Origin of the sequence: Jiangella aurantiaca, from assembly GCF_004349105.1 — a bacterium.
GTDB lineage: Bacteria > Actinomycetota > Actinomycetes > Jiangellales > Jiangellaceae > Jiangella > Jiangella aurantiaca.
Genome location: NZ_SMLB01000008.1, coordinates 12,901 through 32,874, shown reverse-complemented (window position 1 = coordinate 32,874; position 19,974 = coordinate 12,901). Strand labels below are relative to the sequence as shown.

General features: G+C 68.7%; 17 protein-coding genes and 1 pseudogene. 9 read left to right on the top strand and 9 right to left on the bottom strand.

Annotated features, from left to right (window positions below; all coding sequences use genetic code 11):
- Positions 1 to 76: 76 nt before the first annotated feature.
- From E1262_RS08325 to E1262_RS08295, 7 genes are all read right to left on the bottom strand, one after another.
- Entirely contained in the window at positions 77 to 751 is a 675-nt protein-coding gene (locus E1262_RS08325; RefSeq protein ID WP_132102673.1) for a beta/alpha barrel domain-containing protein, read from the bottom strand.
- A 29-nt stretch (positions 752 to 780) separates the two neighbouring features.
- The gene (locus E1262_RS08320; RefSeq protein ID WP_203453682.1) at positions 781 to 2,376 is read right to left on the bottom strand and encodes an FAD-dependent oxidoreductase; all 1,596 of its coding nucleotides are present in this window, start codon (positions 2,374 to 2,376) and stop codon (positions 781 to 783) included.
- Between the two features lie 11 nt (positions 2,377 to 2,387).
- Entirely contained in the window at positions 2,388 to 3,455 is a 1,068-nt protein-coding gene (locus tag E1262_RS08315; protein WP_132102671.1) for a LacI family DNA-binding transcriptional regulator, read from the bottom strand.
- Complete coding sequence (locus E1262_RS08310; protein ID WP_132102670.1) at positions 3,452 to 4,990, bottom strand: DUF4127 family protein; 1,539 nt, start codon at positions 4,988 to 4,990, stop codon at positions 3,452 to 3,454. Before E1262_RS08310 ends, E1262_RS08315 begins: the two co-directional genes overlap by 4 nt.
- Positions 4,987 to 5,901 (bottom strand): carbohydrate ABC transporter permease, encoded by a 915-nt coding sequence (locus E1262_RS08305; protein WP_132102669.1) that lies wholly within the window; start codon positions 5,899 to 5,901, stop codon positions 4,987 to 4,989. Before E1262_RS08305 ends, E1262_RS08310 begins: the two co-directional genes overlap by 4 nt.
- Positions 5,898 to 6,731: a carbohydrate ABC transporter permease gene (locus tag E1262_RS08300; RefSeq protein WP_162605818.1), complete on the bottom strand. Its 834-nt coding sequence runs from the start codon at positions 6,729 to 6,731 to the stop codon at positions 5,898 to 5,900. Before E1262_RS08300 ends, E1262_RS08305 begins: the two co-directional genes overlap by 4 nt.
- A 128-nt stretch (positions 6,732 to 6,859) precedes the next feature.
- The gene (locus E1262_RS08295; protein ID WP_162605817.1) at positions 6,860 to 8,167 is read right to left on the bottom strand and encodes an ABC transporter substrate-binding protein; all 1,308 of its coding nucleotides are present in this window, start codon (positions 8,165 to 8,167) and stop codon (positions 6,860 to 6,862) included.
- Between the two features lie 173 nt (positions 8,168 to 8,340).
- On the opposite strand from E1262_RS08295, the gene E1262_RS08290 reads away from it, so the two are divergent.
- Together E1262_RS08290 and E1262_RS08285 are read left to right on the top strand one after the other, a co-directional pair.
- Positions 8,341 to 9,768, top strand: coding sequence for a hypothetical protein (locus tag E1262_RS08290; RefSeq protein WP_132102666.1), 1,428 nt, complete (start codon positions 8,341 to 8,343; stop codon positions 9,766 to 9,768).
- Between the two features lie 87 nt (positions 9,769 to 9,855).
- Complete coding sequence (locus tag E1262_RS08285; RefSeq protein ID WP_162605816.1) at positions 9,856 to 12,777, top strand: DUF6351 family protein; 2,922 nt, start codon at positions 9,856 to 9,858, stop codon at positions 12,775 to 12,777.
- Between the two features lie 97 nt (positions 12,778 to 12,874).
- On the opposite strand, the gene E1262_RS08280 is transcribed toward E1262_RS08285, so the two are convergent.
- Positions 12,875 to 13,522, bottom strand: coding sequence for a CGNR zinc finger domain-containing protein (locus E1262_RS08280; RefSeq protein ID WP_132102664.1), 648 nt, complete (start codon positions 13,520 to 13,522; stop codon positions 12,875 to 12,877).
- Between the two features lie 125 nt (positions 13,523 to 13,647).
- On the opposite strand from E1262_RS08280, the gene E1262_RS08275 reads away from it, so the two are divergent.
- The 4 genes from E1262_RS08275 to E1262_RS08260 all read left to right on the top strand — a co-directional run bounded on the left by E1262_RS08275 (position 13,648) and on the right by E1262_RS08260 (position 16,730).
- The gene (locus tag E1262_RS08275; protein ID WP_132102663.1) at positions 13,648 to 14,199 is read left to right on the top strand and encodes a carboxymuconolactone decarboxylase family protein; all 552 of its coding nucleotides are present in this window, start codon (positions 13,648 to 13,650) and stop codon (positions 14,197 to 14,199) included.
- Between the two features lie 145 nt (positions 14,200 to 14,344).
- Entirely contained in the window at positions 14,345 to 15,337 is a 993-nt protein-coding gene (locus tag E1262_RS08270; protein ID WP_132102662.1) for a pyridoxamine 5'-phosphate oxidase family protein, read from the top strand.
- Positions 15,338 to 15,340: 3 nt separating this feature from the next.
- Positions 15,341 to 15,802, top strand: a complete 462-nt coding sequence (locus tag E1262_RS08265) for a nuclear transport factor 2 family protein (RefSeq protein WP_132102661.1) — start codon at positions 15,341 to 15,343, stop codon at positions 15,800 to 15,802.
- 127 nt (positions 15,803 to 15,929) lie between these two features.
- Positions 15,930 to 16,730, top strand: a complete 801-nt coding sequence (locus tag E1262_RS08260) for an alpha/beta fold hydrolase (protein ID WP_132102660.1) — start codon at positions 15,930 to 15,932, stop codon at positions 16,728 to 16,730.
- A gap of 544 nt (positions 16,731 to 17,274) precedes the next feature.
- Here E1262_RS08260 and E1262_RS08250 read toward each other — a convergent pair.
- A complete protein-coding gene (locus E1262_RS08250) occupies positions 17,275 to 17,568 on the bottom strand; it encodes a GYD domain-containing protein (RefSeq protein ID WP_132102647.1) in 294 nt (97 codons plus the stop codon).
- Between the two features lie 145 nt (positions 17,569 to 17,713).
- Between E1262_RS08250 and E1262_RS30225 the strand changes: the two are divergent.
- From E1262_RS30225 to E1262_RS08235, 3 genes and pseudogenes are all read left to right on the top strand, one after another.
- Positions 17,714 to 17,913 (top strand): annotated as a pseudogene (locus E1262_RS30225) (hypothetical protein); the annotation flags it as partial.
- Positions 17,914 to 18,233: 320 nt separating this feature from the next.
- Positions 18,234 to 19,238 (top strand): NAD-dependent epimerase/dehydratase family protein, encoded by a 1,005-nt coding sequence (locus E1262_RS08240; protein ID WP_132102659.1) that lies wholly within the window; start codon positions 18,234 to 18,236, stop codon positions 19,236 to 19,238.
- 2 nt (positions 19,239 to 19,240) lie between these two features.
- Entirely contained in the window at positions 19,241 to 19,963 is a 723-nt protein-coding gene (locus tag E1262_RS08235; protein ID WP_162605815.1) for a PIG-L deacetylase family protein, read from the top strand.
- Positions 19,964 to 19,974: the final 11 nt, after the last annotated feature.

Here is a 19,974-nt window from a genome sequence, read left to right as displayed (position 1 = left end):
CGCGGAGGCTATCCCGCGGCCCGGGTATACGTCCTGGGGATCCGGCACCCAGGTCTGGGCGGACCGCTGATGGTAATCAGCCGTGGCCGCGCGCCGAGGCGACGAAGGGAGCGATACGCCGAGCGAAGTCGTCGAGATCGTCGCCGACCACGACCGCGCCCAGAAGCACCGCGGCGGCGCCGGCGTCCGCGAGTAGCGCCACGTCCGACGGGACGAGCGCATGCTGGCTCGGCACCACGACCGGCACGTCCACGGCTGCCGTGACCGACTCGAGTCGCGCCAGCGTCGCCAGCGACAGTCGGCTGCGGTAGCGCTCCGGTTCCAACGTCGACAGTTCCAGGGCGCGGACGCCCCGCTCCACCAGAGCGCGCGCCTGCTCCTTCCCGTCGCCCGGCCCCAGGGCGACCATCGGAGTGACGGCGCCGCATGCACGCACATAGTCGGGTGGGGCGTCGTCGGCGTACACGTCGAAGTAGTCGAACCCCATCGCTGTCGCGGCCACGGTCTCGTCGGCGGACACGGTGCCGCCGGCACCGGTGACCAGTCCGGTCGGCAGCCCGACGGCGAGAATCTCCTCGAGCCGCGACCGCTCGTCGGCGAGGGAGCCGAAGGTGGTCCCGGAAGCACGGTGCCGGACATTGATGTGGACCTTCAACCCGTCGGCGCCGGCCTGGCGCGCCTGTTCGGCCAGCCGGCGTTCGTTGCGGGGGAGGCTGATGAAGATCGCTGGACGCGATTCGGGCAGCTTCATGCGGCGTCTCATTTCAGCGTGCGTGGCGGTCAGTAGTAGCCGACGTCCGGCCAGGCCAGTTCCATGCCATCGGCGAGCATCCGGTCCTGCAGCTGCGCGACCAGGTCGGGGGTGCCCGTGACCTGGTGCGGTTCCAGGCGTCGGTGGACACAGAACGCGGCGAGCAGTCCGGCCGCCTCGCCGACGGTCCATTCCACCGGGTGCAGGCGATAGCAGCCGTTGGTGATGTGGGTGGTGCTGACGCTCTTCCCGGCCGCGAGCAGATTGCGAATCCGCTGAGGCACCAGCGCCCGTAGCGGTATCTGGAACGGCCACGCGGGGATGTCGATGTAGTTGTCGCCTCCGGTGGAGGGGTGCAGGTCGATCCGATAGGAGCCGACGCCCACGCTGTCGGCGTAGCTCACCGGTCCTGCGTCGCGGACCGCGACAGCCAGGTCCTGCTCGACGATTCGGTACTGTCCCCGGATGCGCCGGGACTCGCGCACGTACGGCTTCATCGCCAGGCCGTCGGCGGTCCCGGCGACGTCGGGCCGCAGCTTCAGGCCGGGCCATCCCGTTCCGCCGTCCGGGCGCGGCGCCTCGACCTGCAGCCAGTACAGGAAGCTCAGGCTCTGGGCGCGTGCCGCGGCCACGTGCGCCGCGTTCCGCTCCTGCGTGCCGCCGATGATCGGACCACCGAGGTAGTCGATCATCGGCCAGTTGACGGCGGTGATGTCGCTGCCGAAGGCGCCCGGCTGGAAGTGGTTCCTGGCCAGGATGCGCCGGAACGTCCACAGCTCGTCCGAGCCGGGGTCCTTGCTCTGGTCGGCGACGATGGCCGCCGGCTCGTCGTCGGGGTTCGGCGCGAAGGCGTAGCGGCGTGGCTCCAGTGTGTGCGGGTGCGGGGCCACCCACCCGAACTGGGCCCCGTGCCAGAACGGAGGCGCGTGGTCGCGCCAGGCGGCGTAGTCGTCCGGCTTGTCGATGGTGTGGTCCTCGCCCTCGTGGTGGGAGACGGCGAAGCACACCGATACCGCCTGCTGGTTGAGCGGGCGTGCCTCGTCGGCGGCGTGCGGCTCGCCGGTGTCGGACCGCGACTCCGTCCCCATGACGTGTTCGGTCCCGGTCAACGGCAGCAGGTCGCCGGTCTCCGTGGCGTCGAGCACGAAGCGGGCGGTCACGCTGAACTCCCGTCCGGTCTCCAGGTCGCGGACATCGACGGCGTCGACGTGGTCCCCGCTGGTATGCGCACCCACGACGATGTGCCGGCGCAGCACCGTGACCGTCCCAGAGGCCTGCCACGGCGCGAGGAGACCGTCGATGACGGCCAGCGCCACCCGCGGCTCGTGGCACAGCGGGCCCACGCGCCCAGCGCCGGGGTTGAGATGGCGGGCGTCTCGCGACGCCGACCGGAGCGGATACCAGCGGCGGTAGTAGTCACGGATGCCGTCGCGCAGACTCCGGTAGCTCGCCGTGCAGCCGAACGACTCGATCCACGGGTGTTCGTCCGGCGGCACGAGCTGCGTGGTGAGCTGGCCGCCCAACCACGGTGTCTCCTCGAGCAGGAGCACATTCGCGCCGCTGCGTGCGGCTGCGAGTGCGGCGGCGACCCCACCCAGCCCGCCACCGGCCACCAAGACGTCCACCCGGCCAATCGTCACTGACGACTCCTGTTCTCTGAATGTGGGCCGCTGGTCTGTCCAGCGACGAACGTGCACGGCAAGGTCACGGTCCGCGGTTCGGCCGCATCCGGTGCCTCGATCTGGCTGATCAGCAGATCGACGGCGAGCGATCCGAGCTCACGGCGGGGAATGCGAAAGCAGGTCAGCGACGGGCCGGGCACGCCGTCGGGCGGGTCGTTGAGTGCCGCCACCGAACGATCGCCCGGCACGTCCAGCCCAAGCTCCTGGAGGATCTGGATCACCTGCAGCGCGACCACCGACTCGTGGGCGAGGAAGGCGGACGCACCCGCATCGAGCAGTGCCCGCACCTCGCCGGTGGAGATCCCGACCTCCTTGGTCACCGGCCCGACGAGGTCCGCCACCTCCAGATCGTGGCGGGCGCGAGCGGCGTGGAAACCGTGGTCGCGGTCGTCCGCCGGCTCGCTCGGAACCGCGGCGGGAAGGTAGGCGATGCGCCGGTGCCCCAGCTCGACCAGGTGGTCCACCACCTGCTCGGTCGCCGCCGCGTAGTCGGCTGTGACGTAGCTGATGTCGTCACCGGGGATATCGCGGCGTCCGACGAGCGTGAAGCTGAATCCCTCGTCGCGTAGGTGGGCGATGTCGTCTCGGTTGGTCTCCTTGCCCAGCAGCACGCAGCCGTCGGCGAGCCGGAGCCGGTTGACGCCGTCGCGGTAGATGGATCTGCCGCCGTCGGTACCCGTCGCGCTGGTGAACAGCACCAGGTCGTAGCCACGGGTCTCGGCCTGTGCCTCGATGCCGACGAGGAACGGGTGGTAGAAGTCGTGGTGGTCCATCGGGAACATCGACTCGAACGTGTAGACGCCGATCAGCCGGTTCACCCCGCCGGCAAGACTGCGCGCCACTGGATCGGCGACGTAGCCGAGCATCCGCGCCACCTCGAGCACGCGCTCTCTGGTCTCGGCCGGGATGCGGACAGTCTCCGACTCTCTGCCGTTGATGACCAGGGAGACGGTGGTCTGCGAGACACCCGCCAGCTTCGCGATGTCCGACTGGCGTATCCGCCGTCTGTACTGCTCGGTCACTGAGGATCAACCCAATCTGCCCGCTGTTTCAACTCGAAGTCGATCTCGAAGGGACGATCCCATGGGAAGCGCACGCTGTGCGGCACGAGACGGAAACGGCGGGCCAGCGGGCCGAGGTCGGCCAGCCGGTCGGCGAGCAGTCCGGCGACGGTCGCAGCCTGCAGCGGGACCATCGCGGCCTGGAGCGGGTCGGCCGTGTCGGCGGCGTTGGCGGAGGCAAGGACCGTCCCGCGCGCGGACGACTGGTAGCCCCAGTCCTCCAGGAAGCGATGGGCCACGGTCCTGGAATGCTCGGCCAGTTGCTCGGGGCAGGTCGTGAGCAGCCGCATGCTGCCCTGGGCGATCGCGCTGCCGATCGTGTTGCCGGCCGTGTTCCATCCCGCGTAGCCGGCCAGCCGGTCCAGCACGCCCCGGCTTCGGAGGGCCGCGACGAGGCTGGGATCGGCGCCGTTCGCGTCGGCGACGTCGGCGACGGTCACCGGGCGGCCGGCCGTCACCAACTCGTGCACCCGTGCCGCGAGCCGAGCGGCACCGGCAGTTTCCGGCTGACCGTCCGGCAGCGGCCAGCGGTACCAGTCCCGCGCGTCGTGGTGCGGTGGATGCACGGCGAGGACCAGGTCGGCCGCGGCGACGTCGCCGGTCACCGCCACGCCCGCCATGCTGAGCTGGTCGGCGATCGTCTGCCGGACAGGCACGTCCTCGTACCGGGCCACGCGGTCGAGGCCACTCTCGTCGGCGCAGACCACGGCGACATTGGGTTGCCGACCGGCATGCTCCAGCAGAGCACGCGTGGTGAGGACTGCCGCCACCTCGTCGGCGCCCGGGTAGCACCGGACCCGGTCGCCCAGCCCGAGCCGCCGGACCCATGCCTGCAGCCATTCCCGTTCACTGGTCGACACCCCTTCGACGGCGCTGTCCTCCACGGCGATCGCCATCCGATCCACGACGCCGTCGACCACCAGGTCCAGACAGCCGAGGTGGAGAGCGTGCTGGCGCAGCCGCCGCGCGAAGAAGTCCGTGACATGTGCGCGGGGGATCGGCGCCACGGCCTGCTCGACCCTTGACTCCTGGCCGTGCTCGGCGCGCCAGAGCTCCCCGGAGAGCGTGAAGAACTGCCGTCCGTGCCGTGCCCAGTACTCCGGCTCCGCCCCGGCGTCATCGGCGTCCTTGGTTCGCATGACGGTGACGTACGCGGCGATGGGGAGCTGTCGATGGTCCGCTCGGATGCCCCTGAGGATGTCGAGTGCGGCGAAAGCGTGATCCACCCGGTGCGTGGTACGCCGCGAGGCGACGTAGCCGCCGTACGCGAGCTGGTTGACGCTGACCACCAGGGCATCGCTCTCACCCGCGGCGTCCACGAGCCAGCCGGCCAGGCGGTCGGTGTCGCCGGGCACGCCCTTGCTCGGTAGCAACGCCGCCGGCGGGAGGAGGAGGCGGGCACCGCCCGCCCGGACGAGGGCGGCGACGTGACTCGTGTTGACCGGCCGGTCGTCGAGGGGAAGCAGGGCGACGGTGAACGTCGTGTTGCGCGTCATCCCTTCACCCCACCAGAGCCCAGCCCGTGCACGAAGTGTCGCTGCCCGGCGAGGAAGATCAGCAGGGCCGGCACGATGGCGATGACGGTGCTCGCCATCAGCGGGCCGTACTGGACGACTCCGCTGGCGGCGAACGAGCTCAGGGCCAGCGGCAACGTCTGCATGTCGGGTGAGGACACGACCACCAATGGCCAGAGGAAGTCCTCCCACGCGCCGGTGAACGACAGTACGGCGATGGTCGCCACGATCGGTTTGCCCAATGGCAGGTAGATGCGCCAGAAGATCCGAAGCTCCCCGGCACCGTCGACGCGTGCGGCATCGGCCAGCTCATCCGGCATGTCGAGGAAGTACTGGCGCGCCAGGAAGACGTTCAGCGGTTGCACCAGCAGAGGCAGGAGCAGCCCGGCATGCGTGTCGAGCAGACCCGTTCCGCCCTGACCGAGGATGTCGTTCCCACCGGCAAGTGGGAAGTGCCGGGTGACGAGGAACAACGGGATGAGCTGGACGACGGCGGGTACCATCGCGCTGCCCAGCACGAGGATGAAGAGCAGCTTCGATCCGCCGAAGTCGACCCGCGCGAAGGCGTACCCCGCCGCCGTCGCGACGAGGCAGTTCACGAGGACGGTGAGGAACGACACCACCAGGCTGTTCGTCAGCGCCACCGGGATGTTGGTGGTCTCCCAGACGTACACGAAGTTGTCCAGGGTCGGCTGCTGCGGAAGCAGCCGGGGCGGATAGGTGAACACCTCCGTCGGCGGCTTGAACGCCAGCGACAGCATCCACAGGAACGGCGTGACCACCAGCAGTGTCGCCATCCCGGTGAGCGCGGTACGCCGCCAGCGGGCGGGGCCGCGATGCGGCCTAGCCCGATCGGCGACCATCCGGTCGCGACCGGCCGTTGCGAGACTCATCGGCGGCCTCCTCGGGAGAGCACGCGGATGTTGAGGTAGGCGAGGGCGAAGATGAGGCAGAACAACAGGAACGCCATCGCGCTCGCATGGCCGAGCCGGTAGTTCTCGAACGCCTCCTTGTAGATGAGCATGTTGACGACCGTCGTGGACGACAGTGGGCCACCTGAGGTCAGGATGTAGATCTCGGAGAACGACTGGGCCAGGTAGATCACGTCCACGACGACGACGTAGATGGTGATGGGCACCAGGAGCGGCAGGGTGACGTGCCGGAACTGCCGCCACCGCCCGCAGCCGTCCACGGCGGCGGCCTCGAGGAGATCCTTCGGGATCGCCTGCAGGCCGGCCAAGAAGATGATCATCCCCCCGCCGAGTGCCTTCCACGCCCGCATGAGGATCAACGAAAGCAGCGCGGTGTCCTCGTCGGTCAGGAAGCTCACCGGGGGAAGCCCGACGAGATCGAGCACGTAGTTGAACAGCCCGTCCCGCGAGTACAGCCACAGCCAGATCATGCTCACCGCGACCAGCGAGACCACACGCGGCAGGAACAGCATCGACCGGAACAGGGCGACGCCCGGAAACCGGCCGTTCACCAGCAACGCCAAGCCGAGCGCGGCCGGCACGGTGAGGATGAGCGTCCCGGCGGCGTACTGGATGGTGACCAGAACCGCCTGCCAGAACTGGCCGGACGACAGGACGGCGACGTAGCCGTCCAGGCCGTGGAACCTCGGCCCGCCACGCTCGACCGGGTTGTACGAGGTGAGGCTGAGGTAGAAGCCGTACGCGATCGGGAGGAGGGTGACGACGACGAGCGCTGCCACGGCGGGGAGCACGAGGATCCACCCCGATGTCCGCTGCGCGGAGCGCAAGCTCTGTCGCCTGCCGGGCGCCGCGGGTGCGCGTGTCACCGGTCTCTGTCGGGTCTGCGTGACCATGGGCGTCTGCTGTCCCGTCGGCCCGGTCAGCCCTGCTCGAGCAGGGCGGTGGCTTCGGCCGCCGAGGCGTCGAGGGCCTCGTCAGCCGACGTCACCCCGCGAAGTGCGCGCTCGACCTGCGCGGACAGGATGTCACGCAGTTGCGTCCAGAGTTCGACATTGGGGTTGCCCCGGAACTGTGCGACGGCGTCGACGTACGGCTTGAGGTACGGCGTGGCGGCGATGTCGGGGTCTTCGGCGAGAGACGACCTCGCCGGAATACCGCCGACGACCTCGACGTAGGCCTTGGCGTTCTCCGGCTCGAGCAGGAACTCGATGAACGCCCAGGCCTCGTCCTGCATCTTGGAGTCGGCGCTGATGAACAGTCCGTTGCCGGCTCCACCGAACGACGCGGTGACGGCCTCGCCCAGCGGTGCGCTCACCTGGATCGACTCGGCGACGTCAGGCGCCTGCTCGTAGATGCTCTTGAGGGTCGCGTCGTCGATCAGGGACATCGCCGCGCGGCCGGTGACCAGGGGATGCTGCGCGCCCGCGCCGCTGGTCGGCTCGCCGAGCCCGTCGGCGACGGCGTCCGGTCCCGCATAGAGTTCCGTGAGGAAGTTCAGCGCCTCCTTGCCTTCCGGGGAGTTCCAGGTGACCTTCGCGCCGCTCTCGTCGAGAAAGCTGCCGCCGGCCTGGAACAGGAAGGTGGCGAACGCCTGGGTCATGCTCGTGGGGTTGTCGGCCGGCAGGATCACTCCGGCCCGCTCGATGCGGTCGCCGTCGCGGACGGTCAGCTGCTCGGCGGCGGCTCGCAGGTCGTCCCATGTCTGCGGGGAGGCGAACGGATCGAGCCCCGCCTCCTCGAACAGGTCGGTGCGGTAGGCCAGGAGGTACCCGAACCCGCGCAGCGGCATGATGAACTGCTGGCCGTCGATCTTCCCGTGGTCGAGGAAGGTCATGTCGGCGATGTCCTCGGCGGGCAGGTCGGCGAGGTAGTCGTCGAGCGCGATCACCCGGCCGTTGGCCGCGAAGCCCGCTGTGGCGGCGGTGCCGTGACCGAACACGTCGGGAGCGGTCCCACCGGCGAACGCGGTCGAGAGGCGGGTGGACAGGTCGCCCCAGTCGACGAACTCGACCTGAACGTCGATGTCGTGCTCGCCCTCGAAGGCGGGCACGAGCTCGTTCTCCACCCATTCGATCTCGTTGCTGAGGTTGCCCGGGAACCAGACTCGCAGTGTCTCACCGCCGGGCGCATTGCCGCCGGCCGCGCCGTCGCCGGACCCACAGGCGGTCAGCACCATGGTGGCTGCGGCGATACCGCTCATCACGCACAGGGTGACGCGTCGCCTCATGCTCTTCTCCGTTCGTCGATGGCGCCGGGAGGGGTCTGGGCGCTGATAATGCGCAACACCATCGTGGTCATGCGCATTATTTGTCAAGCCCGACCTATTGACAGGTTTCTGCTCGCCCCGGAACACTGGCGACATTCGCCCGCGCGATAATGCGCATTATCGAGGAGGATCCTATGGGCAGACAGCTGCTACATCGGCGGCCGCGGCGGTGGTGGATCGCACCGGCCGTCGCCGGGTTGCTCGTGCCGATGGCCGCGGCACAGGCGTCGCCAGCCGACGAAGCGGCTCCGGCGCAGTCCGGCCGGGTCTCGGCTGGCATCAGCAACGTCGTCGGCTCCCCCATCCCGCCGCACGCCTGGCCGGAGAACCACCCCAGGCTGATCGAACAGTTCCATGTGGAGATCGAGAACGTCACCGGCGGAGCGATCGAGCACGTGGCGCTCGACGGCACTCGCACCCATCTGGGCAACGTCCAGCGGGCGGCGACGTCCACCGTCGCGGCGAACGACGGGTTCTGGGCCTCGAGGTACTCGCGCGCTGTCGACGGAACGGCCGGCCACCTCCTCGCCACCTCCGTCTACGTCCTGCGCTCCAAGGTGTGGCCCGAAGAGTCCTACGATCCGTCGTATTACGAGGACTTCGACCCGGCCGAGGACCAGCGCGACTGGACGACCAGCCTGCTCAACATCCGCCCCGACCGGTATCTCGGCGCCGATCACGGCCATTGGCTGGCCGACACGATCTACACCGACATCCCCGGCGGTTCTGCGATCTTCGGTGGTGACAGCGCTCTGCCCACCGGCTCCCCGCTCTCGTATTACGACGAGGAGCAGGGCAGTTGGCGACCGATCGCCGAGCACTTCCGCGACGACCCCACGAAGGCGCCTCCCCAGCGGCTGCGCTTCACCGCCAACCGGCCGGTGTCCCGCGGCGAAGAATCACCGAGCTACCTGGAGTTCGAGAACTGGGCCGCGGGGGACACGGTCGCCGGTCGTACCCACACCCGCAACGGGCGCATCCTGGTCGGGTACGAGAACGGCGCCCCCCGCCACGTCGCGGACGTCGTACAGCGGGTGGCGGGCGCCGGCCGATTCGGCGGGACCGAGTTCGCTCAGGTCGGGCAGATGGACACCAACCACCCGGGCGCGCTGACCTTCTCCACGTCTCCCTACGTGGGCTTCACCTGGGACCAGAACCTCCGCGGCGGCTTCCAAATCGTTCCCGCCAACCACGTGAAGTTCCTCAGCAACGACCTCGGGCAGAACTCGTTCATCGGGCGCCCTCAGTGGTTGATCGTCGGCCCGGTCGGCGCCGACCCGTCGGTGCTGTATGACCGGCGGTACATCATCGACGGCGAGCTGTCGTTCAGCCCGGGCTGGGAGGCGATCGCGCCCGTCTTCGGCATGTACGCCCGGACCACGTTCGACGCCGACAACCTCGACGAATCGACGTACTTCGAGGTGTCTTACGACTACGGGGAGACCTGGCATCTGAGCCCGGTGCTCGTCGGGACCCATGACCCGTCGACGTGCCAGGACGCCACCTGTCCGCACAACTGGACCAACATCAGGGTCCACCTGGCCTACCCCGCCGGACCGTGACCCGCCTGCGTCCTGCGGGCCGTCCGCGGGCGCGCCCCGCAGGACGCAAGCGGCCGTCCTCGCCGTCCGACGATGAAAGGAGAACATGTGCGAAGGCCCTCTCTTGCCGCCGTGTGCGCCGGAGCCCTGGCCGCGACGGTCCTCACCCCGGTGACCCCGCCGGTCGCCGAGGCGGCGGCTCTCACGGCCGCCGAGTGCACGGGGCACCTCGCGGTCGGCGCGACGGTGGCGGCATCGTCGACGTACGCGGCGCATTACGCGGCCGGGAACGCCGTGGACGGTGAGTGTTCGGAGAGCTCGCGTTGGCTCTCGGCGGCCGGTGATGAGACGCCCACGCTGACGATCGATTTCGGCGAGCCGACCGAGATCGGCACCGTCTACGTGTACAGCGGGTCCGGTTGGCCCACGCCCTACGCCGGCACCGTGCTGGTCGACTTCACCGTGGAGGCGTACACCGACGACGCCTGGATCGAGGTCGGCGCCGTGACGGGCAACACCGACGCCGTCGTCGCCGTCGCCGCCGACGGTGGCGTGCTGGCGAGCAAGGTGCGGCTGGTCATCACCGGCAAGTCTCAGCACAGCCTCGACGTGGCCCGGGTGTACGAAGTGGCCGTGCGAGCACCCGGTGAGGGTCCGCCGATGCCGGCGCCCGAGGCGACGGACGACTTCTACACGCTGGAACAGGACACGGCCTTGCCGGTCGAGGCGCCCGGGCTGCTGGCCAACGACACCTCGGCCGGCGGCCGCGCGCTGACGGCGAGTCTTGTGGCGCCACCGGCGCGCGGAACGGTGGTGGTGGAGCCGGACGGCTCGTTCGTCTACACGCCCGAGGCGAGCTACGTCGGCGTCGACACATTCACCTACGTCGTCAGCGACGGCGAACGCAGCAGTGCGGCGACCGCGACCCTCACTGTCGAGGCAGCACCCGACCTGGCCGGGCCGGACGAGCTGGAGATCAGCGCGGTCTCCACCCGCGCCGACACGGTGACCGGCGGCGATGTCCTCCTACGCATCGGTGTACCCGCGGACGTCCCGCCGGACCGGCTCACCGTCCGGCTCAACCAGAAGCAGGACGTCACCGCCGCTTTCGGGGCGACCGACGAGCGGCAACTCGTCGGCCTGGTCAGCAACCTGGAGCTGGGCGAGAACCAGATCGAGGTCCTGGCCGACGTCCCTGACCGGCCCCGCGCCGCACTTACGCTGGTGAACCACCCGCAGGAAGGGCCGGTGCTCTCGGGACCGCACCAGCAGCCGTTCGTGTGCGAGACCGCGTCGTTCACCATGCCGGTCGTCGGCGGCACGTTGGGTGAGCCCTTGGACGAGAACTGCACCATCGAACCGCGGGTCGACTACTTCTACCGCACCACCACGGGCACGTACCGGCGCTGGGTTGCCGGCGCTACCGCCTACCCGTCCGATCTTGCCAGGACGACGACGTCGCTGGGAGTCGACGTGCCGTTCATCGTGAGGATGGAGACGACGAGCGCCAACCGGGCTGTCGTGCAGACGACCATCCTGCACGACCCGCTGGTCGAGCCGGAGCCGGCGCCGACCGCCCAACCCGCGGGTTGGAACGGCCGGGCGATCTTCACGCTGGGCGGCGGGTGTGCGGGCGGGTGGTACCGCTCGGGAAGCAGCACCGGCACGGTGACGAACGACTTCCTGCTCGGCCGGGGTTTCGCGCTCATGTCGTCGTCGCTCAACGTGTTCGGGAACAACTGCAACGACGTCCTCGCCGCGGAGTCGGCGATGATGACGAAGGAGACGTTCGTCGAGCGCTACGGCCCGGTCGACCACACCATCGGGTACGGCTGCTCGGGTGGCTCCTACCAGGCGCACCAGATCGCCGACAACTACCCGGGCATCTTCGACGGCGTCGTCGTCGGCTGCTCGTTCCCGGAGGTCGGCTTCGCGACTGTCAGCTTCCTCACCGACGCCCGACTACTGGAGACCTACTTCACGAGGAACGCCACCGTCGAGTGGACGCAGGAGCAAAAGCGGGCGGCATCCGGCTTCGCGACCTACGCGATGGTTTCCGCGATGTCACGGGGCGCGGCTCGCATCGACCCCCGGCAGAACTGTGACATCGTGCCGGCGGCGCTGCGTTACCACCCGGAGGACAACCCGGCGGGCGTGCGGTGCGGCGTCTTCGACCACGCCGTCAACGTCTACGGCACCGACTCCGCGACCGGCTTCGCGCGCAGGCCGCTTGACAACGTCGGCATCCAGTACGGCCTGGACGCGTTGAACGACGGCGCCATCACGCCCGAGCAGTTCCTCGACCTCAACGAACGCATCGGTGGCCTGGACGCCGACGCGAACGCGGTGCCAGAGCGCACCGAGGGCGACCTGCGAGCGATCAGGACCGCCTATCGCACCGGCCGGCTCACGAACGGCGGAGATGGTCTGGCCGACATCCCGATCATCGACTACCGCGCCTACTACGACGACGTCTCGTGGGGCGACATCCACGTCCGCTACCACACGTTCTCCATGCGGGAGCGGCTGCTGAAGGCGAACGGGACGGCGGCCAACCACGTCAGCCTGCTGGAGGACGCACGGTACGGGCTGTTCAGCACCGACAGCCCGTTGGTGCGCCACGCGGTCGTCCAGATGGACCACTGGCTGACCAACCTCGCAGGACTGCCCGAAGCCCGTCGTTCGCGCATCGAGCAGATCGAGGACGCCCGGCCCGCCGCGTTGCGGGAGGGATGCCGGACGCGTGATCAGCAGCCGGCGTTCATCGCCCAGGAACTGGACCGAGATCCGGCCAGCCGATGCGAACAGCTCTACCCGACGGCCGCCTTCCCCCGCGAGGTGGCCGGCGAGTCAGTGGCGGCAGACGTGATCAAGTGCCGGCTGGCCCTCCCACGCCGCGACGACTACGACGTGGACTGGTCGGACGAGCAATGGGCAAGGCTGCTCGAGACCTTCGACCTAGGGGTGTGCGACTACTCGAAACCCGGCGTGGGACAGCGCGACCCCAGCGAGACCTGGCAGCGGTTCTGACGACCTGTGGGGTGCGGCGTTCGGCGCGCCGCGCCCCACCAACCCTTGGCGACCGGCACGTGGGGAGGCCTGCCGAAGGCGGACCTCGCATGAGGTGTCAATGTGTGCGGTCGCCTGCCTTGTGTCGTTGGTAGTGGCGTGCGGCTCTGGCGCGGTTGCCGCACGCTGCTGAGCACCACTCCCGTCGCGGGTGCTGCTTGATGAAGTAGAGGACGCAGCCTGGGGCCATGCATGCGCGCAGGTCGTGACGCTGCTCGCTGGTGAACAGGTGGATCGCCTGCTCTGCGATACCGGCTGTGATCGCCGTGCTGGTCTTCGACCCGGTCTGGATGTCGTGACTGGGCTCGACGCCGTCGTGCCAGTCGAGTCGGCTCCAGTGAGGGGCTTGCGCCGTGGCGTGGTTGACGATGCTGACGGCTCGAAGGATGTCCGCGATTGGCGATGCGGCACGCTCTCGCCGATCCGAGGTTTGGGCCGCGGCGAGGCGCCGTACGGAGTCGCGCAGCTCGCGCAGACGTTCCCCGGTCTCCTCCAGGTCGCGTGTCGACGCAGCCGCCAGCCAGTGGCGCAGCTCGCCATCCGCGCAACCGGGAATCTGTGGGGAGGCGCGAAGCCAGGCGGCGACCTCGTCGGCGGTGGTGAGGGCGTCGTGGACCCCGGAACGGTCGGCCCAGATGGTGTTCATGAACTCCACCGCCAGGGGCTCGCCCAGGAGCGGCGCGCGCGTAGCGGTGTCGGTCGGCATGCCCGCATCCTACCGCTTCTAACGGAACGAGCCTCATTCAGCCGTTTGACATCGCGGAGTGCACCTTGCACTATGTCTAACGGAAGCAAGTGCTTCTAACCGTTAGAGTCAGAGGAGAGGTAGCCATGCCCCGCATTGCCCAGATCGAGCCCGAGAACGCCACCGGTGCCGCCGCCGGCCTGCTCGCCGAGGTCCAGAGGGCACTTGGCGTGACGCCGAACATGACCAAGGTGATGGCCAGCAGCCCGGCATTGCTTCAGGGCTACCTCGCCCTGTACGGCGCGCTTGGGGGTGGCGTGATTCCCGCGCCGGTGCGTGAGCGCCTCGCCCTGGCGACCGCCGAGGCCAACGGCTGTGAGTACTGCCTCTCGGCCCACACCTACGTCGGCGCCAACATCGCGAAGGTCGACGCCGACGAGCTCGACCGAGCCCGCTCGGCGGAGTCGGCCGACCCGCACACCGCGGCCCTGCTTGCCCTGTCCAACGCGATCCTGCAGAACGCGGGCGACGTCGACGATGCCGCCCTTACCGCCGCCCGCGCTGCCGGCGTCACCGATGCCGAGATCGGTGAGGTCGTGGGCCACATCGCGCTCAACGTCCTGACGAACTACTTCAACATCCTGTCCCAGGTCGACAACGACTGGCCGGTCGTGACCCCGCGCACCCTCGCCGCCTGAGCAGACAACCCGGCCCCGAGACGGTCCGGCGACGAACCGACACAACAGACAACGGGGTCGCGTTCGTCACCGGGCCGCTCGGACAGGTCCGCTCAGTACCCGACGAGCACTCTGCACGTCTCATCTCAACGTCAAGGAGGGGCGCATGCCACGTCGGACCGATGGCCGCCCGGCGCCGGGCTACCACGAGGGCGAGGTCGCGGTTCAGCAGCAAGCAGGCGTCCGAGCCGAGGCTCGTCACCTGGTCCGGATGCTTGAACCGGTCGAACTCGTCGGCGGGATCGTCGGCTTCCTCGCACAGCGGACGTTTCTCGTCATGACCGCCCGCGATGCCATCGGCAACTTGTGGGTCACGCCGGTGACCGGTCCCGAAGGGTTCCTCGAGGTCACCGGACGCAGCGACCTGCACATCGCCGCAGGGCCGCAGCCCGGTGATCCGCTCTTCGGTCTGCCCGCCGGACAGGACATCGGACTCATCACCATCGACTTCGCCAAACGACGCCGCTGCCGCCTCAACGGCCATCTGGCCGGCGCCGGACGCACGGACCTGAACGTCGAGGTCGAGCAGGCCTACGGCAACTGCCCTCAGCACATCCAGCAGCGCATCCTCGCGGCGCCTGCAGCCGCCGGCGAGGATGGTGACGAGGCGACGCCCGATCCCGGCACTCGCACCGTCACGGATCGTCTCTCCGAGGAGGACATCACCCAGATCCGGTCGGCAGACACCTTCTTCCTCGGCACCACCCACCCCAGCCGCGGCAACGACGCCTCCCACCGCGGCGGTCCGGCGGGCTTCGTACGCGTCGACGACCACCAGACACTGTGGTGGCCCGACTTCCCGGGCAACAATATGTTCAACAGCCTCGGCAACCTCGCCGTCGACCCCGCCGCCGCGCTCCTCTTCGTCGACTTCACCACCGGCCGCACCCTGCACCTGGCCGGACAGGCCGTCCTGGAGACGACCGCGTCGGGCGTCGCCGGCGACGACGGCCACACCGGCCGGCGCGTCCGATTCCACCTCGACGCTAAGACCGGCGCACGCTTTCCCCTACGCGCCCGCGAACCCTGGGCTACTCCCCCGCAACCCGCCTACGGCTCGACCAGCACACAGCACGCACCACTAGGGCTAATGGAATAAGAGATGGCTGAGAGCCGCCCACCGTTCCCGCCCTTCGATGAAGAATCGGCGCCGCAGAAGGTACAGGCCGCCGAGGACACGTGGAACACACGCGACCCGCACCGCGTGAGCCTCGCGTACACACCCGACTCGGCGTGGCGTAACCGTGACACCTTCGTCACCGGCCGCGAGCAGATCGTCGACTTCCTCACGGCCAAGTGGGAGCGCGAGCTGGACTACGTACTGCGCAAGAGCCTCTGGGGCTTCCGCCGCAATCGCATCGCCGTCCGCTTCCAGTACGAATGGCACAACGCCGGCGGAGAGTGGTTCCGAAGTTACGGCAACGAACTGTGGGAGTTCGACGAGAACGGCCTCATGCGGCGCCGCGAGGCCTCGATCAACGACCTCGCCATCACCGAGGATGAGCGCCGCTGGTTCGGCCCACGCGCAGAGGACGAATTCGGCCGCGAGATCCCGCTGCAGTGACCGGCGGCGCGCGGCCATTGTGGCGGTCAGGGTTGTCCGGTCGGGTGGTGTAGCCGTGACGGGGCCGGGCATGACCTCGGCGGGTGCAAGAAGGGGGCTCGGGGCTTGACTCGAGTAGGCTGCGACGGTGGAGGTCATCGAGGCCAGAGGGCTCGATATCGCCTACGAGCGGGCCGGGGAGGGGCCGCCCGTGGTCTTTGTCCACGGTGCGGCCGAGGACAGCCGCATTTGGCAACCCCAGCTTGCTGGCCTGGCCGACGAGTTGACGGTTGTCGCCTGGGACGAGCCGGGGGCTGGCCGGTCCTCCGATCTGCCCGAGGGCTTCGGCCTCACAGACTTCGCCGACTGCCTCGCGGCGCTGATCGAGACGCTTGATCTCGGGCCCGCGCACATCGCCGGCCTCTCCTGGGGCGGCACCGTGGTGCTTGAGCTCTACCGCCGTCATCCCGGGCTGGTTGCGACCCTGATCATGATCGACACCTACGCCGGCTGGAAGGGCTCCCTGCCCGCAGACGAGGTGCGAAAGCGGGTCGCCGGCGCCCGCCAGATGCTCGCCGCGCCGCCCGAGGACTTCGATCCCACACTTCCCGGCCTCTTCGCCAGCGACCCGCCGACGAAGTTCGTCCCGCTGCTCGCCGCCATCGCCGCCGACGTCCGCCCCGCGACCCTCGGGCACCAGCTCACCATCATGGCTGAGGCCGACCAGCGCGACCTGCTACCTCGCATCGCCGTCCCGACCCTGCTGATCTGGGGGGAGCTGGACGTGCGCTCGCCGCTGAGCGTCGCGCACCAGTTCGAGGAGGCGATCCCGGGCGCCGAGCTCGTCGTGATCGAGGGCGCCGGCCACGTCAGCAACCTCGAGCGGCCCGAGCAGGTGAATGAGGCCGTGCGGAAATTCTGCCGCGCCCACCCGCCGCGTTCGAGTTGACCGGACTGACGAGGACCGGTTCGACGAGATCTTCCGTCGCATCCGCGAACGCGGCCTGATCCACCGGGTGGACCCGTTCCGGCGCCACCAGGGCGAGATCAATACCAACGACGGTGGCCGCGGCGTGTGCCGTGAAGACTCAGCGGCCGCCTCCTGGAGCTCATCACCCGCGCCTACGGCAGCGGAACCTGACCCCAAGACCGACGCCGGCACGAAGAGGATCCCAGTCGCGCACAGCCATTTCGCGCCGAGGTGGCCCATACCCAGGCCACGAGATCGGCCGGCCGTCAGGGCGACGAAGAAGAAGGCCACGACGCCGGCGCAGCCGAATACGACATGCCCATGCCAAGGGCACCTCCGACCGCCTCGGGATCGCTGAGCGCGGCGAGTCGCCGCCGCCGGTGGCTGGCGAGACGTTCAGGAGTCGAGCGACATCGTTACCGCCATCCCCGGCATCGTCAACGGCGCCTGACACCGGATCCGAAGTCAGGCATCCCACAGCGCGCCGAGCGACTCGCCCGCGCTGATCGCGTCGTCAGAGAGGTCAGCTGAGCTTTCCGACGATGCCGTTCATCTCCTCGGCGTTGAAAGCGCGAAGGGTCGTCGTACGGATATTGCCTTGCGCGGCGATGGCCAGCAGGAAGGCGGTCCCGGTCTCGTCGTCGGGGAACTCAGCGATCGAGACGATGTCGTACGGGCCCACGGTCCAGTAGACCTCCTTGAGGTTGCCGCCCATGCGCTCCGCCAACTCGCTGGCGGCCTTGGCTCGGTCGAGCGACTCCTTGGACTTGCGGACTCCTTGATCGGTCCAGCTGATCAAGCTGATGAATGTGGGCATCGCCGCTCACCCCCTGAAGATGGCGTGCCTCTCGAGAGTCGTCGTCCGGGGCACGGCAACAATTCCCACGCTACGACCGGGAAGCGACGATGGAAATGCTCTGCGCTCGATCCGCTGCAGTTCTCTCAGCCTTCGCAGCCGCTGCCTGGTGAAGTTCGACCTTCTGGGCCTCGGGATGCTCAGCGCACTGCGCGGATCATTCGACCTGCTACGGGATCATCACGACGTCGTGATGGCCCTGCACACCGTCGGAACATTCCAGATCGAGTCCAGCGCTCAGATGGCCGCCCTGCCCCGATTGCGTCCACGGACCTTCTCGACCTCGTCGTCGAGATCGCGCTCATCATCGCGAACCTGCGCGATCGGCTGATGCCGGGGGTGTGCCGACGTCGCCGAGCGCATCGCCGACGGCCGGCCCTACTCCGACATCGCGGACCTCGTCCGCCGTGCCGAGGTCCGCGGCCCGCGCTCGAGGGCGCTCGGGAGGACCCGGTGCGCGCCGGTCACGCCACGGTCACGGCGTCGTCACGTTGGAACTGGCTTACTGGCTCCATGGACACCCATGGGTTGACGCTTCTGGGCGACGACGAGCCAGGGGTTGCTCCTCGACCGACCGTCGGGCGTGCACGTGTTGTAAGCCTCCGCCGCCGGCCGAGGTGGTGGTGATGAAGGCGCTCGTGACTGGCGGCGCCGGGTTCATCGGGGGACATCTGTCGGAGTCGCTGCTCGCGAGGGGGCACGAGATTCTCGCCGTCGACAATCTGTCGACCGGCGACCTGGACAACGTGGCGCACTTGATCGGGAGCCGGGGTTACGAGTTCGTAGCTGGTTCGGTGCTCGACGCGGCTCTGATGGACGATCTAGTGGGGCGGGTGGACACGGTCTTCCACCTGGCTGCTGCGGTCGGCGTTCGGCACATTCTGGACCGGTCTCTCGACGGTCTCCGTACCAATGTCCACGGGGCCGAGATCGTTCTCGACTGCGTCTATCGCCACGGTGCCCGCGCACTTTTCGCCTCCACCAGCGAGGTGTACGGCAAGAGTCCCGCCGCCCCGCTTGCCGAGGATGAGGATCGCGTCGTCGGTTCGCCGCTGACCACGCGCTGGTCCTACGCGGAGGCGAAGGCTCTGGACGAGACACTCGCGTATCTCTACTGGCGTGATTGGGCCGTGCCCACCGTGATCACCCGTCTGTTCAATGTCGCTGGGCCGCGGCAGACCGGTCGCTACGGCATGGTGATACCCAGGTTCGTGGATCAGGCGCTGCGCGGAGAGCCGCTGACAGTCTTCGGTGACGGGCAGCAGACCCGCTGCTTCTGCCACGTCCGGGACGCGGTGGACGGCATCATCGCCCTGGTGGACCATCCCGCTGCGTACGGCAGCGTCTTCAACATCGGGCGACCCGAGGAGATATCCATCCGGCAGCTGGCCGAACGAGTGATCGCACTGTCGGGCTCGACCAGCGAGATTCGGCACATTTCCTATGACGGAGCATACGGCGACGGCTATGAAGACACCCGGCGGCGTGTCCCTGACATCGCGCGGGCTCGAGCGTTGACTGGTTTCGACCCGAAGCTCGGCCTCGACGACATCATCCTGAGCGTCATCGAGGACCGGCTCGCCAGGGCCACGGTCGCGGGTGCGGACTGGAGTGCGCGCAAAGGAGGCTGAACGTGTTCGGTGACGAGTTCCTTTCTACGCAGCGGCTGCTGGTCATCACCCCTCATGCCGACGACGAGACCTATGGCTGCGCGGGCAGCATTGCGCGCATCAAGGCGCTCGGTGGAGAGGTGTACGTCGTGCTTGTCACCGCGGGTGACCTGGCCCACTACGAGGACGGCGCCACCAAGCTGGTCACCCACGAAACCAGGCTCGGCGAGTTCGAGTCTGTGATGCGGTTGCTGAAAGTCGACGACTGGGAGGTGTTGTTCACAGATGCCAAGACGCATCTCACACTCGACATGATGCCGCGCAAAGAGCTCGTCCGGGTCTTGGAGGCCGACGGAAGACTGTCGATCGACCGTGTCCGCCCGACCATGGTGATGATCCCCGCGCCCAGCTACAACCAAGATCACGAGGCGCTGTTCCGGGCGTGCGTCACGGCCACCCGACCCGGCGTCCCCAGCCAGCGACATCTCGTCCCGCTGGTGCTGACCTACGACAACACGTCGCTGTTCTGGTCGTTCGGTCAGGACCGTTTCCGTCCCACCTGCTACATCGACATCTCCGCGTACCTGGACCTCAAGATCCAGGCGATGCGCCTACACGCATCACAGGTGCGTCCGCCGATCTACCACGGCAGCCCAGAGTCCCTGGAGCTGGCGACCAGGCTTCGCGGACGCGAGGTGAGTGTAGAAGCCGCGGAGGGCTTCGAGGTCCTCCGTGCCCTGCTGTAAGGATCTGCCGC

Excerpts from the sequence above, each read along its gene's own strand:
- E1262_RS08250 (WP_132102647.1), bottom strand. The coding sequence starts at position 17,568 with ATGCCCACATTCATCAGCTTGATCAGCTGGACCGATCAAGGAGTCCGC.
- E1262_RS08305 (WP_132102669.1), bottom strand. The coding sequence starts at position 5,901 with ATGAGTCTCGCAACGGCCGGTCGCGACCGGATGGTCGCCGATCGGGCT.
- E1262_RS08295 (WP_162605817.1), bottom strand. The coding sequence starts at position 8,167 with ATGAGGCGACGCGTCACCCTGTGCGTGATGAGCGGTATCGCCGCAGCC.
- E1262_RS08265 (WP_132102661.1), top strand. The coding sequence starts at position 15,341 with ATGGCTGAGAGCCGCCCACCGTTCCCGCCCTTCGATGAAGAATCGGCG.
- E1262_RS08240 (WP_132102659.1), top strand. The coding sequence starts at position 18,234 with ATGAAGGCGCTCGTGACTGGCGGCGCCGGGTTCATCGGGGGACATCTG.
- E1262_RS08280 (WP_132102664.1), bottom strand. The coding sequence starts at position 13,522 with ATGCCGACCGACACCGCTACGCGCGCGCCGCTCCTGGGCGAGCCCCTG.
- E1262_RS08270 (WP_132102662.1), top strand. The coding sequence starts at position 14,345 with ATGCCACGTCGGACCGATGGCCGCCCGGCGCCGGGCTACCACGAGGGC.
- E1262_RS08290 (WP_132102666.1), top strand. The coding sequence starts at position 8,341 with ATGGGCAGACAGCTGCTACATCGGCGGCCGCGGCGGTGGTGGATCGCA.
- E1262_RS08275 (WP_132102663.1), top strand. The coding sequence starts at position 13,648 with ATGCCCCGCATTGCCCAGATCGAGCCCGAGAACGCCACCGGTGCCGCC.
- E1262_RS08325 (WP_132102673.1), bottom strand. The coding sequence starts at position 751 with ATGAAGCTGCCCGAATCGCGTCCAGCGATCTTCATCAGCCTCCCCCGC.
- E1262_RS08310 (WP_132102670.1), bottom strand. The coding sequence starts at position 4,990 with ATGACGCGCAACACGACGTTCACCGTCGCCCTGCTTCCCCTCGACGAC.